General features: G+C 34.6%; 17 protein-coding genes. 3 read left to right on the top strand and 14 right to left on the bottom strand.

What is annotated here, in order from left to right; all coding sequences use genetic code 11:
* Positions 1–10: 10 nt before the first annotated feature.
* The 14 genes from BVF91_RS04495 to hprK form a co-directional block, all read right to left on the bottom strand.
* A complete protein-coding gene (locus BVF91_RS04495) occupies positions 11–274 on the bottom strand; it encodes a hypothetical protein (protein WP_085112287.1) in 264 nt (87 codons plus the stop codon).
* A gap of 359 nt (positions 275–633) precedes the next feature.
* The gene (locus BVF91_RS04505) at positions 634–1,743 is read right to left on the bottom strand and encodes a Gfo/Idh/MocA family protein (RefSeq protein WP_085112289.1); all 1,110 of its coding nucleotides are present in this window, start codon (positions 1,741–1,743) and stop codon (positions 634–636) included.
* Between the two features lie 170 nt (positions 1,744–1,913).
* Complete coding sequence (locus BVF91_RS13375; RefSeq protein WP_206199021.1) at positions 1,914–2,582, bottom strand: Gfo/Idh/MocA family protein; 669 nt, start codon at positions 2,580–2,582, stop codon at positions 1,914–1,916.
* Positions 2,570–2,761, bottom strand: coding sequence for a Gfo/Idh/MocA family oxidoreductase (locus BVF91_RS13380; protein ID WP_206199022.1), 192 nt, complete (start codon positions 2,759–2,761; stop codon positions 2,570–2,572). Before BVF91_RS13380 ends, BVF91_RS13375 begins: the two co-directional genes overlap by 13 nt.
* Before the next feature lie 26 nt (positions 2,762–2,787).
* Positions 2,788–2,925, bottom strand: coding sequence for a hypothetical protein (locus BVF91_RS13385; RefSeq protein ID WP_206199023.1), 138 nt, complete (start codon positions 2,923–2,925; stop codon positions 2,788–2,790).
* Positions 2,926–3,097: 172 nt separating this feature from the next.
* A complete protein-coding gene (locus BVF91_RS04515) occupies positions 3,098–3,529 on the bottom strand; it encodes a C-glycoside deglycosidase beta subunit domain-containing protein (RefSeq protein WP_085112290.1) in 432 nt (143 codons plus the stop codon).
* A gap of 143 nt (positions 3,530–3,672) precedes the next feature.
* Positions 3,673–4,536 (bottom strand): sugar phosphate isomerase/epimerase family protein, encoded by an 864-nt coding sequence (locus tag BVF91_RS04520; RefSeq protein ID WP_085112291.1) that lies wholly within the window; start codon positions 4,534–4,536, stop codon positions 3,673–3,675.
* Positions 4,537–4,696: 160 nt separating this feature from the next.
* Positions 4,697–5,683 carry a sugar phosphate isomerase/epimerase family protein gene (locus BVF91_RS04525; protein WP_085112292.1) on the bottom strand — a complete coding sequence of 329 codons (987 nt, stop codon included), beginning with the start codon at positions 5,681–5,683 and terminating at the stop codon, positions 4,697–4,699.
* Complete coding sequence (locus BVF91_RS04530) at positions 5,667–6,125, bottom strand: C-glycoside deglycosidase beta subunit domain-containing protein (protein ID WP_085112293.1); 459 nt, start codon at positions 6,123–6,125, stop codon at positions 5,667–5,669. The genes BVF91_RS04525 and BVF91_RS04530 overlap by 17 nt, the downstream gene beginning before the upstream one ends.
* Positions 6,126–6,719: 594 nt before the next feature.
* A complete protein-coding gene (locus BVF91_RS04535; RefSeq protein ID WP_085112294.1) occupies positions 6,720–8,132 on the bottom strand; it encodes an MFS transporter in 1,413 nt (470 codons plus the stop codon).
* A 427-nt stretch (positions 8,133–8,559) separates the two neighbouring features.
* The gene (locus BVF91_RS04540; protein WP_085112295.1) at positions 8,560–10,032 is read right to left on the bottom strand and encodes a long-chain-fatty-acid--CoA ligase; all 1,473 of its coding nucleotides are present in this window, start codon (positions 10,030–10,032) and stop codon (positions 8,560–8,562) included.
* Positions 10,033–10,048: 16 nt separating this feature from the next.
* The gene (locus BVF91_RS04545) at positions 10,049–10,984 is read right to left on the bottom strand and encodes an ROK family protein (protein ID WP_085112296.1); all 936 of its coding nucleotides are present in this window, start codon (positions 10,982–10,984) and stop codon (positions 10,049–10,051) included.
* Between the two features lie 18 nt (positions 10,985–11,002).
* Positions 11,003–11,725 (bottom strand): phosphatase, encoded by a 723-nt coding sequence (locus BVF91_RS04550; protein ID WP_085112297.1) that lies wholly within the window; start codon positions 11,723–11,725, stop codon positions 11,003–11,005.
* Between the two features lie 59 nt (positions 11,726–11,784).
* A complete protein-coding gene (gene hprK, locus BVF91_RS04555; RefSeq protein WP_085112298.1) occupies positions 11,785–12,699 on the bottom strand; it encodes an HPr(Ser) kinase/phosphatase in 915 nt (304 codons plus the stop codon).
* A 154-nt stretch (positions 12,700–12,853) separates the two neighbouring features.
* On the opposite strand from hprK, the gene BVF91_RS04560 reads away from it, so the two are divergent.
* The 3 genes from BVF91_RS04560 (at position 12,854) to BVF91_RS04570 (ending at position 15,879) form a co-directional block, all read left to right on the top strand.
* Positions 12,854–13,834: a biotin--[acetyl-CoA-carboxylase] ligase gene (locus BVF91_RS04560; protein ID WP_085112377.1), complete on the top strand. Its 981-nt coding sequence runs from the start codon at positions 12,854–12,856 to the stop codon at positions 13,832–13,834.
* A gap of 151 nt (positions 13,835–13,985) precedes the next feature.
* The gene (locus BVF91_RS04565; RefSeq protein ID WP_085112299.1) at positions 13,986–15,023 is read left to right on the top strand and encodes an ABC transporter substrate-binding protein; all 1,038 of its coding nucleotides are present in this window, start codon (positions 13,986–13,988) and stop codon (positions 15,021–15,023) included.
* 13 nt (positions 15,024–15,036) lie between these two features.
* Complete coding sequence (locus BVF91_RS04570) at positions 15,037–15,879, top strand: ABC transporter permease (RefSeq protein WP_240495809.1); 843 nt, start codon at positions 15,037–15,039, stop codon at positions 15,877–15,879.
* Positions 15,880–15,894 lie beyond the last annotated feature (15 nt).

Consider the following 15,894-nt stretch of genomic DNA (forward strand, 5'->3'; position numbering starts at 1 on the left):
CCTCGTATTTTTATACTCCAAATAACAATTTTCTTTCCATCTGAAGATGGTTTTTCCTAATTTCATAAGCTCTTCCTGATTCATATTCAGACATAATATATCTTTCAAAATCCGAATCTTTTATTACAGGTAAAATTTTATTATAAGGAATACTTGCTTCTTCAAGATTATCATAAATATAATGAAACTTACCATAAAAACGAACACAATATGGCATAATTTTCTTTAAACCTTCTAAATCGGGTTTTTTATAAAATGTAACAAACCCAAACATTGCTTCGAAACAAACCTAAATCCGCATCATTAGTACCTGCTTTTATAAGTCTCTCCCTTGCTTCATCTCTTGATACTCCATCGTATCTCATTTGAGCCGCCATTTTTAAATGTTCAACTGATGCTCCTTTTGTTATTGCTTTATCCCAATTCACTTTGCTAGGTTTAGTAGCTAAACAACCAAAGTCCGGAATAAAGCCAATATACTTAGAACCAGTTTTTTAAATATCTCTAAATACTTTTGCATAACCAGAGTATTTGTCTTTTATGGTTACAATAAAACAAAAAACTTAATTGTACTAGAACTGTTAATATACACTATGTCACTGACAGTTCTAGTACAATGTATCATTTCATAAGTTAAAAATAAATTTCCTTTCCTGCTTCAGCAGATTTATAAATTGCATCCAATATCTTTGTTACAACAAATGCTTGTTCTGGCTTTACAAGAGGCTCAGTATCATTTATGATAGATTCCAACCATTGTCTTGATTCAATTACGCCCGGCTCTGATTCACTACCAGAAAAATATGCAACAGCTCCGGCTGCAGAATTCCTCTCTTCAGTTAACATTCCATTATGAGCTCTATTATAGATTAACTCATTTTCTCGATAGCCCATACCTGACTTTATCTCCGCTCCTGCTTTTGTGCCACAAAGCGTTGTTGCTGCTTCCCTAGCATCGGTAACATTTAACGCCCATGATGCTTCTAAGAAAATTGTAGCTCCATTTTCCATCTTTATAAATCCAAACGCCGAATCTTCTACTTCAAAAGTCTTTGGATCCCATGGACCAAACAAATTGCCTTCTGGACCATCTTCCAATGTTCCTATTTTTTGGAATACAGAACCTGTTACTGAAACCGGCTTATAATTATTCATCATCCAAAGGGTTAAATCCAGTGCATGTGTTCCAATGTCTATCAATGGACCACCGCCTTGCTTTGATTTGTCTGGGAAAACACCCCATGTAGGAACTGCTCTTCTTCTAACTGCATGTGCCTTAGCAAAATAAATTTCTCCTAATTCGCCTTTTTGACAAGCTTTATAAAGAGCCTGTACTTCTGGACGAAATCTATTTTGATACCCAATTGTGAATTTCTTTCCAGATTTTTTCCAAGCATCCATCATAGCCTGAGCCGCTTCAGTATTATGTGCCATAGGTTTTTCGCACAACACATGTTTTCCTGCTTCAAATGCTGCTACTGTAATCGGACTATGTGATACGTTTGGTACCAAAACATGCACAACGTCTATTGAATCATCTTTTAATAATTCTTTATAATCGACATAGACTTTTGCATCTTGTGTTCCATATTCTTTTGCTGCTTTTACTGCCCTTTCTTCTATTATGTCACAAAAAGCAACCATTTCGCATAAATCCTTGTTGAATTTTAATGCTGGAAGATGTTTCTGATTTGCAATTCCTCCACAACCAATTATTCCTACTCTTAATTTTTTCATTTTTATTTCCTCCTACTCATTTTATTAATTTTTGGTATTATTGGTATAATAAGGCATAATAAATTATACTTTGCATGTTTATAAATTATTTTTCAATTAAATTTAGAACAAAAACTATAACTTCATTGCTAAATATATACTACTTATGCTGAACAATCATCTTTTTCATTTTTATTTTATTCAAACGCGATAGCCTCACCGCTCTCAGCCGATTCCCTTACCGCCTCCATAACTGCTAATACTCTGCGCACCTCCGAAATCTTAATAAGAGACTCTGCTTTACCGTTTAACACATCTCTCACATTTTTATAAAAATCTACCCAGTCTGCTTCTACTTGCGGTAAAGGCTCTTCTGTAATGCCTCCAGGAGGAACCGGAGCAAACTGCCTTGTCGGACCAGCTATTGTCTCAGTGATTTGTGGCGGTAGCTTTTCTAGAAGCTTACCCGTACGGTAAATCGCACCATGGCATTCAAAGCTGTTTACCACAGCTGTTCCTTTATCTCCCGCCGCAATCCAACGTGGAGCATATTTTAACATATATGTTGAGAGCTCTATATGCACTGTTATACCATTATCCATCTTCATCAAAATCTTAAAGTAATCATCAACTTCCTCATGTAATACATTCTTTATATCTGCGTATAAACTTTTTATTTTCGCATTGGGCATCATAAAAAGTATTTGGTCGATTAGATGCGGCCCCCAATCGTAGAGCATGCCACCACCATACTTTTTATACAAATGCCATTCGTGCATATACCCATTTGCTGAATGCAACTTAGATTCAATAGTAAAAATTTTACCTAAAATCCCTTCCTCATAAATTTTCTTTATAATGAGCATATCTTTATCCCATCTTCATTTTGGTGAGCGGTAAGAAATACCCCTTCTTTTTTGCATACTGCTTCCATTTCATCAAGTTCAGCCACACTCAAAGCTGCAGGTTTTTCTGTAATAACATTTTTCTTAGCAGCAGCAGCTTTTAAACACATTTCCTTGTGCAAATGATTAGGTACAGTCAATACAACAGTATTAACATTTGAATCTGCTAAAAGTTCTTCGGCAAAGAATAGGTAACAAATCCATCTTTTTTACCTTCTTTAATTTTTTCCTCATCAATATCGCAAACAGCAACTACTTTTACACCAGCAATTCTTACGGCATTTTTTGCATGCCACTTTCCCATTCCTCCATAGCCTATAATACCTAAATGAATGTCCATAAAGTTCACATTCCTTTCATTTTTAATTTTAATTGTCTGTAAACTTATACCAAATGATTATCTATGTCTTAATTATCAAGCATATAATTTTTTACAGATTTTGTAGTAACAATGCATCATTTTAAGCTTCACCGTTTTAAACAATAATCATCTTCTTTCTGGAATAAGTACCTCCGTTAAATGTACTATATTCAACATCATCACTGAATCGATCCATAGATGGTGGCATATAAGAAGCGCTAAAACCAAACCGTACACTAACGTCATGATAACCTTGCTTTAACCCACCAGCTTTTTTTACCTTTAGAACTGCTGGTTCAGTGAGCCTCCAGAATTCCCGGCCGCTTTTAGCAAGTTCATCTGTCGTATACTCCTTACCATCAATAACCCAAATAATGGTATCCCACGGAAAAACTTCACCATCTACAATTACACGACCAGGTCGAATCTGAGACAACCAGACACCACGGTAATACGGTGATCGTATGCATAATTGAAAACCCACACAAACACCATTTTCATATATGTTGTGAAAACCTCTATATTGAATAACTTCTTTTTCTAACATCTTTACTTCCTCCTCGTAATTATTTCAAACATAAATCTTTATCACCTCATAAAAATTTGATAAAGAATATATGACAATAGACCTTTTACGTTTACTTTTGAGATAACTATAGCTTTATATGAACAATTTTTAATCCGTCTTATTTAATATCCCAATATCCGTTTCATCATCACATGATGTTTTCTTAACTCATGTGAAGTGTAGCCTGGAACATCTTTATTTAATCCTTCGTATTCGCTTATCAAATAGCCATTCCATTTATGCTCTTTTAAAATTTCAAGTACTGGTGGATATGGAATCGTCATTTCATTAAAATCGTCATCCATCGCATTAAATTTTGCATGAATACATTTAACATATGGAAGCAATGGAATTAGTTCTTCTGGCTCCGAATGCCTTTCATCTGGATATGGTAATTCAGATAAATCAAAACGATTTTGAAATACGCTCATGTCAATATTCAATCCAAAATTCTGTGTATTGGTTTTTATAATGAAATCTACATAGTCCTCTACCATTTTATCTGATAAAATGGTGGGTAAATGGATTTCTGGACACATAACTACATCGTATTTTTCTGCAAGAGGAAACGCTGCTGTAATTATTTCCCTCCAGTTTTCAACTGGATTCAAAAAATCGTCTATGACACCCAGTTTTGTCCTCAATATGCGAAATCCAAGTTTGTTAGCAATTTTAAAATCCTGCTCCAACATTTCCAAGCATTCTTTTAATGTAAGATTTCTATCGCGATAAAGCCTTGTATCTAACCAATGACCATATTCTACTGGTTCAATTTCATATTTGTTGCACAAATGCTGCCATTTTTCCACAAATTCGTCACTTAATTCTGGATAATTATCAATGTGCGAATTTGCTAAAATTTCTATTCCACAAGCCCCCATATCGTACAAATCTTTAAAGCAATCTTCTAATTCCATTGTTATACCAAATTCACCTGAATAACTATAAAGCGAAACACCTCGTTTAGGACCAATTATTTTATTCATACATAACACACCTTTCTTGTTTTATTAAAGTGAATAACATTTTTTGACCATCGCTAAATGTTACATGACTCACTCTACAATATCTTATTTCATTTTTTAACTACATAATTCCACTATTTATGCTTTTAACTTTTATAATTTCTTCCAAATCAATTTGATTTTATAGTTTCCCTAAAATATTCTTCTCCATCTTGATGTGACGCTTAATTTGTTCTATAGCATCATTTAAGTAAAAAGCATGTCCTTCATACTCGATCATAAGTGTACCTTCAAAACCCGAATCTACAATCATGGATAACAATTTTTCATACGGAATCGTTGTTTCAATACAGTCTTCATCAATATGATAAAATTTCGCATGAAAATATTTTGAATAAGGTAAAATAGTCTTAAAACCTTCCAGATCCGCTGGAGCAAAAGACAAATATCCAAACCATTCGCTGACAGCCATTATCTCCGCTAAGCCGCCGCCCATTTCCTTTACCTTTGCAGCCATCTGTTCCTCAGTATATCCATTCCACCGATTGTCTATTATAAACTGTAAAATCTCCGGCTTTGCACCAAGTTTTTCGAAACGTTCAACAGAAATGCGGTTTGGTCGTTCTATAAAGCATCCAAAATCAGGCACAAATCCTAACCACGGTGAGTCAATTTCTCTAAAAATTTGCAATAACTTTTGAACTTTTGGATCGCTGGGCCGTTCAGGAGCATGAACTTCATAACAGATGGTTATGCCATAATATTCAGCTATCTTGGCAACTTCTTTATAAAATTCTTTTGATTTTGAAGGTAAACCACTTCTGAGATACTTACATCCAAGTTTTTTCGCTGTCATAAGGTCGAATACTATTTCATTCAATATCTCGCGGTCATCCATGTCATGATCATGATGCTTGGCAAAATCCACATATCCCCCATAACTAAATGGCTGTACACCATATTTTTTCGCCAATCTAGCACATTCATCAATTTCATTTTCACTGGGCGTCGGATAATTTTGAAAAACCTGAGCACCTACTAATTCAAACTTTTTGACTCCCAACCTATTCAAATCCTGAAACATTTGTTCAAAACTGTAATCATCTTCTTTAACAAAACGTTCAGTAAATCCATATAGAGAAACCCCTAAATCAATATTTTGTTTCATCTATTTCCCTCACTTTCCCTATTGCCATCTTTTTATGGCATGATCCATCTATCATACCATATATGCCTGGCCCAAAGCTCATATATGGACTCTTATATTCTATATTAATGTCAACATCATGTACTCCTTCTGTAAGGCCTCCATTATAAACTCTCAAATGAGCTGCTTGTTTTATTCCCCAATACTCCGCATATAGCTTGGGAAGTTGTTCTATTGTAAAGAATTTGCCATTCAAATTAAACAACATAAGATCTGACGATATTTCCTTGCCATCAACAAACAATTTTATTTTTTGCACACTGGAAAGCGGCAAACCACGATAATAATTAATCCGTAGATCAAGATTAAAGCCTACAATTTTCCCATTTAAAGCAATATTATAGAAACCGTCTTCACGAATTACCCTATCCTCGAAACCAAGTTTCATAAATTGAGTTGGCATCTTTCACACTCCTTTCAAGACGATCATAAAAATAATTATAAGCAAAACAATATTTTAGTTATGTTATATTAATGTTTATACCATCTCCTTTTATTTGAAATTTTTCCCAAAATCATTTTGTCTAAAAACTTAATTATATAAGTCAATTTTTCAGCATTGATACTTAATTTAGTTTAATTTTATTTTAGCATTTGTAATTTCAAAAAAACTTCTTTTTTTTGTGTTGATTAATCAATAATTTTAGTCAACCTATACAATTTAAATTTAAAAAAATGTAATTTAGATTAAAAAACATGATATGAAATTTAATCTCCAAGTAGTTTCTGTGTGACATTTTCGGAAACAAGCTTAATCAAGCTGTAATATATATTTAGATAAAATCCTTGTAGTTGTTAAAATTCACTCCACTTCTACGGTTAATACATTAAATTGCAGAACATATTAATGCCGTAGAAGTGAGCATTTATTTTTTATACAAGTTTATATAGTAGATTATGCCGATGAATTTTCTCATCCATAGAAGATTAAAAACCTCTTCTGCAGATATAATTATAATACTAAGTTATATCAAACAAGCTTTTCAAACTACGTTTTTTATATATTCTTTTGTTCGATTTCTATGTTCGCATTTCTTCGTATTTCAAGCTCACTTCTCATTTTTTGGAAAAGCTCGCTATCTATCTTATAGAATAGCATTGGAATTATTGCAAGCAACGTGAGAATAGCAGGTGCCAAATTAGTAACTATATTTATCCCTTTCATTGCCAATTCTGTTTGAGTGGCATTAGGTACATAACCAAAAAACGCCAGTCCAGCCGCTCCAATGCTTCCTCCAAGAGCTGAAGCTATTTTGGTGGACAAACTTGTTGTAGAATAAATTGCTCCTTCTGCACGAGCTCCAATTTTCCACTCAGCATAATCTACAGTATCAGCTACCATACTGAATATCATGGGAGCGCCAAAACCTCCAATACCAGATACAATTGTTCCTAATAATATCATTGGAATATTGTTATAAGGAGAAAAATAAATTATAAATAACCCTATACTTCCAACCAATGACGCAGCAATCGCAGTTCCTTTTTTACCAAGCTTTTTCGCTATATATGGTGTGAACATGACAGATATAGCACTGAATACTCCATATACACCCATAAGAACAGATATCATATTAGGATTTTTCATATCGTATATTGCATAATAAGCTACCAAGCCTATCCTTCCAAACAAAGATGTTAGTTGTAATAAAGCATATATTATAAGAGATATCAATTGTGAATTTTTTGCAACCGCTAAAAATGAGTCTTTCAACGTAAGTTTCTTATGTCTTGGAAGTTCAATCACTTTTTTGCAATTTTTAAACACTGTCCAGAATAAAAGCACAGCAACTACTGAATAAAGCACTGTTGTCCAAAAATATCCAATTTGCTTATTTCCATTGCCAATTTTTAGAATTAGGGGCATTGTTATCATTCCAATGACTATAGAGGCCACATTTGTAAAAAACATCCTGAATGAATTTAGAGAAGTCCTCTCGTTCATATCTTGTGTCATAACAGTAGCCAAAGCACCATAAGGTACATTAACTGCTGAATATAACATACCTAACAATAGATAAGTTATATATGCATATACTATTTTACCTGTTATGGAAAATGGTGGAACTGTAAACGTAAGAATATTTATCATTGCAAAAAATATAGGCACATATAGTAAATATGGTCTAAAACGTCCATATTTGCTCTTTGTACGTTCAGCAACTAATCCAATCATAGGATCATAAAAAGCATCTACTACTCTAACAACCAAGAACATTGTAGCTACAACTACTGGAGCAATGCCAAATGTATCAGTGTAAAATATCATTAAAAAAGACGAAACCATCGCCCAACTTAAATTACTGGCAAAGTCCCCTACGCCATAGCTAAGTTTTGTCATAAAGCTTAATTTGTTTTCTAAAGTAATGCTTTTCTGAGTTTGTAGATTTTTACTTACTTCATTTTCCATTCTAATACCTCCATTTTATAATATTATTTTTAATAAGCTAAGTATACTGTCTATTAAAATAATAAGATAAATTTCTTCTTTAAAATATAAATTATTTAAACGATTTAATATGAAATTTTAAAACTTTTTCGATTTTATTTCATATTTAAAAAAGAAAAATTAAATTTTAAATATATTTTTTTAATGTCATTTTTCAAATTGATTTAGTCCATAATCGAAAAAATTATTAGATTAAATAGTCTTGTGATAAAATTAAAACAGATTTTGCATATGTTCATTCTAAATAATTTATCTAAACATTTGATTCAAACTGACATATCATCGAATTATTTTAAAATATCTTATCTATATTTACCTTTAACACCAATATTACCTAAAAATGAAAAGCCATGCCGTCTTAAGCATGACTTCCAAGTTTTTTATTAATTTATTTGAGAAGCTTTTTCATGACTTTTCCAGTTGGACTCTTAGGAAGTTCATTGACAAACTCAAATATCTTAGGAATCTTATATTTTGCCAATTTGTCGTGCAAGAAGCTTTGAAGTTCTTTTCTGTCTGCAGTCATTCCATCCTCCAACACGATAAACGCCTTTACTTCCTCTCCTTTGTATTTATCGCCAACTCCAATGACTGCTGCTTCTCTTACTGCAGGGTGCTCCATAAGGGCTTCTTCTACTTCTCTGGGATATACATTAAATCCTCCCAAGATAATCATGTCTTTAAGTCTATCAACTATGTAATAGTAGCCATCTTCGTCTTTTTTCGCAAGATCACCTGTATGAAGCCATCCATTTTGCAAAGTTTTTGCTGTCTCCTCAGGCATATTGTGATATCCTACCATTATGTTAGAACCTTTTAAAACAAGCTCACCTACTTCACCAACTGGCACTTCATTGTCGTCTTCATCTACTATCTTAGCTTCATTGCATGGAAGAGGTAGCCCTATAGAGCCTGGCTTCCTTATTTCATCAGCTCCAAGGGGATTTAGCAATGCTACAGGCGCAGCTTCTGACAATCCGTAGCCTTCAACAAGCGGAAAATTAAACTTTTCTTCAAATCCCCTTTGCACTTCTGGCGCTAACGGCGCACCGCCTGAGATAGCAAGCCTTAAAGCTTTAAACTGTCCTTTTTCTACCATCCTAATCAAAAATGCAAAAATGGATGGAACACCACAAAATACTGTTATATCTTCATTTAAAAGCGTCTCCAATGTATCCTTTGGCATGAAGCTATCTTTAATAGTAACTGTACTTCCAAGGTATAGTGCCAGCAGCACATTTACCGTCCATGAAAAGCTGTGGAAAAGCGGCAACACGCACAAAAAGTTGTCATCTGGACCTAAATCAGATATTTCATCCATCGCCACTACATCAGCTTCAAAATTCCTGTGTGTAAGCATAGCACCTTTTGGCTTGCCAGTCGTTCCTGACGTATATAGGTATGTGCAGACCTCATCATCATCTATCTCAACTTGCTTAAAATCGTCATGTTCCATTATCTTTTGCTTTGTATCATCATTTAAGACCACTATGTTTTTTAAATTTAGCTTGCCAAAAGCAGATACATCCACATTTTTAACAACGACGGGATGCACAACGATAGTATCTGCTCCAGATTCTTTGACAACGTACTGTATTTCTTCCATCGTGTACATAAGGTTTAAAGGAATTGTAATAGCTCCAGCTTTAGCAGAACCTAAATACGCAAAAACAAATTCAGGGCAGTTTGGCATACTGAGTATGACTTTATCCCCTTTTTTGACGCCTAAAGATTGAAGATACGCTGCATAACTATTTACGTACTTTGGCAAATCGCTGTATGTTATTGTCTCACCTTTAAATTTTATCGCAACGTGATCTTTTAAACCTGTGTTTTTCTCAAAAAACTCATAAATCTTCACATTAAAACCCCTTTTCTTAAAGAATTGCTGCACCTATTATTCCTGCATCATTCCCAAGCTCTGCTTTTCTAATGTCAGCATAAGGCAGATCTTTAAAAAGTATATTTTTGCTTACTTCTTCTTTAAGCGGCTTTAAAAGGAAATCACCAGCATTGGCAACGCCACCACCTATTATGACTACTTCTGGATCAAGTATGTTTATGATATTAACGATTCCTATAGCAAGATACTTAACGTAATCATTAAATATAAGCATTGCCGTTTCGTCAAATTGTCTTGCAGCATCAATTACATTTTTAGCCGTTATGGACTCAATCTCACCGCCTGCCAATTTGAGTATGAGAGAATCGCTGTTTTTCATGACAGCCTTTTTGCCTTCTCTAATTAAAGCTGTAGCAGACGCAAAAGTCTCAAGACATCCGACTTTGCCGCAATTGCACAAAACCCCATTGTCACCAATTACAATGTGCCCCAACTCAGGAGCAAAATGGTGCGAACCGTTAAACACTTTGCCATTTAATATAAATCCAGAACCTACACCTGTGCCTAAAGTTATGGTAACAGACGAGTTCGTACCTCTTCCAGCTCCAAATACACCTTCAGCAAGCGCCGCTACATTTGCGTCATTATCCATGTTTATAGGCACATCGATGTATTTATGTATTTCCTTTACTAATGGCACCTTTGTCCAATAGAGATTTACAGCTCTTAAAACAATGCCTTTTTCATTATCAGCAACACCAGGAACGCCGATACCCATAGCCTCAATTTGAGATACGTCAAGCCCACATCTTTTCACAAGCTCCAATGAAATTTCAGCAATGTCTTTAGCTATAGCAGCATAACCTCTTTTAGGCTCTGTAGGTCTCGATCCTGTCGCTACTATTTTCCCATCCTTGTCAACTAAACCAACAGCTATGTTTGTCCCTCCTATATCAACGCCAATCCTCACATTACACTCCTCCTTAACTCAATTTCTAAGTTTTCCCTTTGATTTTAAATATGCTTTAAACTTACCTACATCTGTATTTAAAATATTTTCCTCTCTAATATTTGCGTTTTCAATTACTTCCGATGCCTTGTCAAATCTTCCTACATCAAACGATATATGTGCATCGCTTCCAACACAAATCTTCACATTTTTCATCGAAGCTTTTTGGGCTATCAAAAGGCAATTGTCATAACTTCCGACTCTGGAAGACACAAAAGAGCTGTTGTTTATCTCTATACATGTATCGTATTCCAATGCCGCCTCTATTACTTTATCGATATCAATTTCAAACAAAGGATTGCCAGGATGACCAATGATGTCTACATAATGGTTTTTCATCGCATTAACGATAGCTTCAGTATTTGATTCTACATCGCGATAAGGAAAACACACATCATGAAGACTGGCAATAACGACATCCAACTTTTTCAAGATTTCATCTGGAACATCGAGACTTCCATCTCTATCGATTATATTTGCTTCAACGCCTCTTAGTATTTCAACGCCATATATTTCTCTCGGCATTACTTTTAAATTGCCAAAGTGAAAAATATGTGGTCCACCAGGCATTTTAGGCCCATGATCGGTCATGCAGATAAGCTTAAGACCTTTTTCAGATGCTGCTTTGGCATTTTCCATTATTGTACTGTACGCATGTCCACTTGCTACCGTATGTGTATGTGTATCAAGTAAAAGGTTCATCAGACTTTGCATCCCTTTCAAATATAAAAATTTAAAATAATCACTACAACAATTATATTTTATGTGGAAATCTGTTTCAACAATTTTTTATTAAGCTCATGGGCAGCGTTGTAACCCATTTGTTTCTGCCTGTGATTCATGGCTGCTACTTCCACTATTATAGCAAGATTTCGCCCTGGCCTTACAGGTATAGTCAGCTTTGGAACTTTTATGTCTAAAAACTTTATGTAATCGTCATCAAGTCCTAGCCTATCATAGTATTTATCCTCATCCCATTCCTCCAATTGTATAACCAAGTCGATGTTCATGTTGTCCCTTACTGAACCGACACCGTAAAGCGTCTTTATATCAAGTATTCCTATTCCCCTTATCTCTATATAATGCCGTATTATATCGGGTGAACTTCCTTGTAAGACGTAATCGCTGATTTTCCTTATCTCCGTTGCATCATCAGCCACAAGCCTATGGCCTCTTTTTATAAGCTCAAGGGCTGTCTCGCTTTTTCCTATACCGCTTTCTCCCAATAAAAGCACACCAACACCATACACATCTACAAGATCTCCATGAATAGTAATCTGCGGTGCCAATTTTTCTTCCAAATAATTAATGAGTCTGCTTATGAATTTTGTAGATGATTCCTTCGTCCTCAATAGATAACGACCATGTTTTTGTGCCGCATCTACGATTTCCCTTTTTATATTCAATCCCCTTGTGACGATTACACAAGGCACAGGGTATTCAAAAAATTTATCAGCCCTTTCTGCTAACAAATCGAGAGGCATTCCGTCTATAAAAGCTGTTTCAACCATCCCTATAACTTGAACTCTCTCTTTAGCAAAATGCTCATAAAATCCCGAAAATTGAAGACCCGGTCTGTTTACATCACTTGTGGTTATATCGATCTTTTCCTTAGCTTCTACTATGACTTCTAAGTTCAGATCTTTAATTAAATCCTCAACAGAAACACTTAACAAATCTATTACCTCCTAACCGGCACTGCTGACCTTTACATTAATTATATTATTTTATATCAAATATGTAAATAAATTACCTTATCAACAAAACTATTTGTCGCAAATTATTTTTCTTGTATAATAGACTTGAATCTAAAATTGAGGGTGAGCAATGTTGCTAAAAAATGATGTTTTATCAATTTTGAAATCAAATAAAGGAAAATACATATCAGGTCAAGATTTGTGCGACAAGTTAAATGTTTCAAGGACAGCAGTGTGGAAGTGCATAAATGAGTTGAAGTCAGACGGTTACATCATAGATTCCAAACACAAATCAGGGTACATTCTTATGGAAGAACCTGATGTCATAAATTACACTGAAATATCTCCACATCTAAAAACTGATTTTATAGGAAGAAACTATCTGTACTTCGATACAATATCATCCACAAATGACTATGCAAAAGAAATAGCTTCAGATTCTCCTGATGGAACGACAGTCGTTGCAGAAGAACAGACATCTGGAAGAGGTCGCATTGGCAGGCAGTGGCTCTCTTACAAAAAGCAGGGTATATGGATGTCTATTATACTAAAACCGGATATAGCACCTAATGACGCAGTTAAGCTGACACAAGTCGCAGCAGTATCATTGGTAGGCGCAATAAGAGAAACGACAAATTTGACATCTTACATAAAATGGCCAAATGACATAATCGTAAATGGTAAAAAAGCTTGTGGAATTCTGACAGAAATGAATGGCGAAATAGATAAGATAAATTTTATAGTAGTAGGCATAGGAGTAAATGTCAATGTTGTCAGTTTTCCGGTTGATTTGCAAAATAAGGCCACATCCCTTTTCATTGAGGCTTCAGAAAAAATAGATAGAAAGCTTTTAACGGCATCTATACTAAACAATTTTGAAAAGTATTATCGTACATTCCTTGATGAGGGATTTTTCAGCATTAGAAATCTGTGCAAAGAATACTCGTTGACATTAGAAAAAGATGTAAAAGTCATTATGAACAATAAGGAATATGTAGGACAAGCTATTGACATAGACGATGACGGTAATCTCATCGTCATGTTTAAAAACGGCGAAAAAAAAGCGATAACATCTGGTGAAGTATCGATAAGAGGTATAGCTGATTACGTCTAATATATATTTTTATATATTTTCAAATATACGCGTTACACACTGGAGAATCAATTTTTTTAGTCGAATTTATTAACATTTGATAGAACCTTTTATTTATTTGTTGAATAACATAAAGTAAAAGTTATTCCAAATAGATAAAAGGAGGCGCAATATGAAAAAGATCATTTCACTTCTTTTCATTCTCATATTTATCATCTCTATAAGCGGCTGTGAGAAAGAACAAAAAAGCACAGCCGTAAGCAATGTAGAAACCGTAAAAGTCGCATTTGATGATTCCCCGTCTGAATCAGGTATAATTTTAGCTGACAAATTAGGCTTTTTTGCAAAACAAGGCATAAAAATCGAATACGTAAAATTTAATTCAGGTGCTGATGAACTTTCGGCAATGGCATCAAACCAAGTTGATGTAAGCAGAGGAATAATTAACGCAGGACTTTTTAATGCTTGGAATAGCGGTATAGATATTAAGCTTGTAGCAGATGGAGGACATAATATACCAGGAAAAGGTTACTTCCAAATAGCTTTAAAAAAGGGATTGGGGCAGAAGGTCAAAGACTTTAAAGATTTAAAGGGTTTAAGGATAGCAATAGCATCTACAGGATCAATAAACGAACTTTTTGTTCAAAAGGCATTAGAAAAAGGCGGTCTAACTGATAAGGATATAACATTTGTCGTTGTAGATTCATTCCCTGATATGCTAACCGCCGTTGCCAACGGAAGCGCAGATGCAGCTATGGAAATAGAACCTCTTATAACTAAAGGTGTAGAAGAAAACATCCTTGAATGGTGGAAAGACCCTGATGAATACATTAAAGGTGAAGAAATATCTGTTTTAATGTACAGCCCAAATTTCTCCAAAAACAAAGATTTGGGCAACAGGTTTATGATCGCTTATCTACAAGGCGTTAGAGCATACAACGACGCATTTATAACAGGAAACAAAGACCAAGACAAGATAATAAGCATACTTACAAAATACACATTCGTAAACACACCAGAGACATTTAAAAAGATGAAGCCACCAGGACTTGATCCGAATGGTCACGTCTTAAAGCAAGGTGTTTTAAATGATCTCAATTGGTACATGAGCAAGGGAATGGTAAAAAAAGCACCTGATGTCAATAAATTTGTAGACGATTCGTACGTTGAAAATGCATTAAAGATTTTAGGCCAATATAAAAGTCCATAATCTGGCATAAGGGGTGATTTGCTTGAACAGCACAAATGTATTAGAAAAAAGCAGCGCAAAAACGAGCGCAAAAAGCAAAAAAGATAAAAAACTCAAAGATGAAGCAAAATCCAATAAATTTATACAACAGATAATTTCTCCAATAGCTATCTTAATAATTTGGGAAATACTAGCTGATTTAAGGTTGATTGACACTAGATTTTTTCCTGCTCCATCTATGATCTTTCACTCGTTTATAAATCTTTTAACAACAGGTATACTCTTAAACGATCTGTCTGTAAGTCTCTTTAGAATCATCGGCGGATTCATAGTAGGAGCTGTACCTGGGCTTATAATCGGGCTTACAATGGGGCTTTTCCCTATAATCAAAAATATATTAGACCCAATTGTAGCCGCCACATATCCTATACCAAAATTGGCTTTAATGCCACTTATCATGATAATGTTTGGCCTTAACGACTTGGAAAAAATAGTCGTCATAGCAATAGGCACTTTTTTCATCGTCCTTATGAATACAGCAGCAGGTGTAATAAATTTAGATAGAATATACATGGATGTAGCCAGAAACTATGGAGCATCGAAAAAAGACTACTACTTGACAGTAGCCCTTCCTGGAGCACTGCCGATGATATTTACCGGGTTGAAGCTTGGCATGGGAATGGCTCTCCTACTCATAGTAGCTGCTGAAATGAACGGTGCAAGCTCAGGCATAGGGTATAGAATATGGGAATCCTACAATATATTCGATATACCTGCCATGTTTGTTTCATTCATAATCATGTCAATATTAGGGTACGTATTTACAATTATTCTGGATTTAATAGAAAAATTGATAATCCCTTGGAAGCACAACTAGCGTATCAAACCAATT

Source organism: Thermoanaerobacterium sp. PSU-2 (assembly GCF_002102475.1).
Taxonomy (GTDB): Bacteria; Bacillota; Thermoanaerobacteria; order Thermoanaerobacterales; family Thermoanaerobacteraceae; genus Thermoanaerobacterium.

Bases quoted from the DNA above. Each gene is read 5' to 3' on its own strand.
- BVF91_RS13375 (WP_206199021.1), bottom strand. From the start codon at position 2,582: ATGCTCATTATAAAGAAAATTTATGAGGAAGGGATTTTAGGTAAAATT.
- BVF91_RS04530 (WP_085112293.1), bottom strand. From the start codon at position 6,125: ATGCCAACTCAATTTATGAAACTTGGTTTCGAGGATAGGGTAATTCGT.
- BVF91_RS04565 (WP_085112299.1), top strand. From the start codon at position 13,986: ATGAAAAAGATCATTTCACTTCTTTTCATTCTCATATTTATCATCTCT.
- BVF91_RS04495 (WP_085112287.1), bottom strand. From the start codon at position 274: ATGTTTGGGTTTGTTACATTTTATAAAAAACCCGATTTAGAAGGTTTA.
- BVF91_RS04525 (WP_085112292.1), bottom strand. From the start codon at position 5,683: ATGAAACAAAATATTGATTTAGGGGTTTCTCTATATGGATTTACTGAA.
- BVF91_RS04550 (WP_085112297.1), bottom strand. From the start codon at position 11,725: ATGAACCTTTTACTTGATACACATACACATACGGTAGCAAGTGGACAT.
- BVF91_RS13385 (WP_206199023.1), bottom strand. From the start codon at position 2,925: ATGGGAAAGTGGCATGCAAAAAATGCCGTAAGAATTGCTGGTGTAAAA.
- BVF91_RS04520 (WP_085112291.1), bottom strand. From the start codon at position 4,536: ATGAATAAAATAATTGGTCCTAAACGAGGTGTTTCGCTTTATAGTTAT.
- BVF91_RS04515 (WP_085112290.1), bottom strand. From the start codon at position 3,529: ATGTTAGAAAAAGAAGTTATTCAATATAGAGGTTTTCACAACATATAT.
- BVF91_RS04535 (WP_085112294.1), bottom strand. From the start codon at position 8,132: ATGGAAAATGAAGTAAGTAAAAATCTACAAACTCAGAAAAGCATTACT.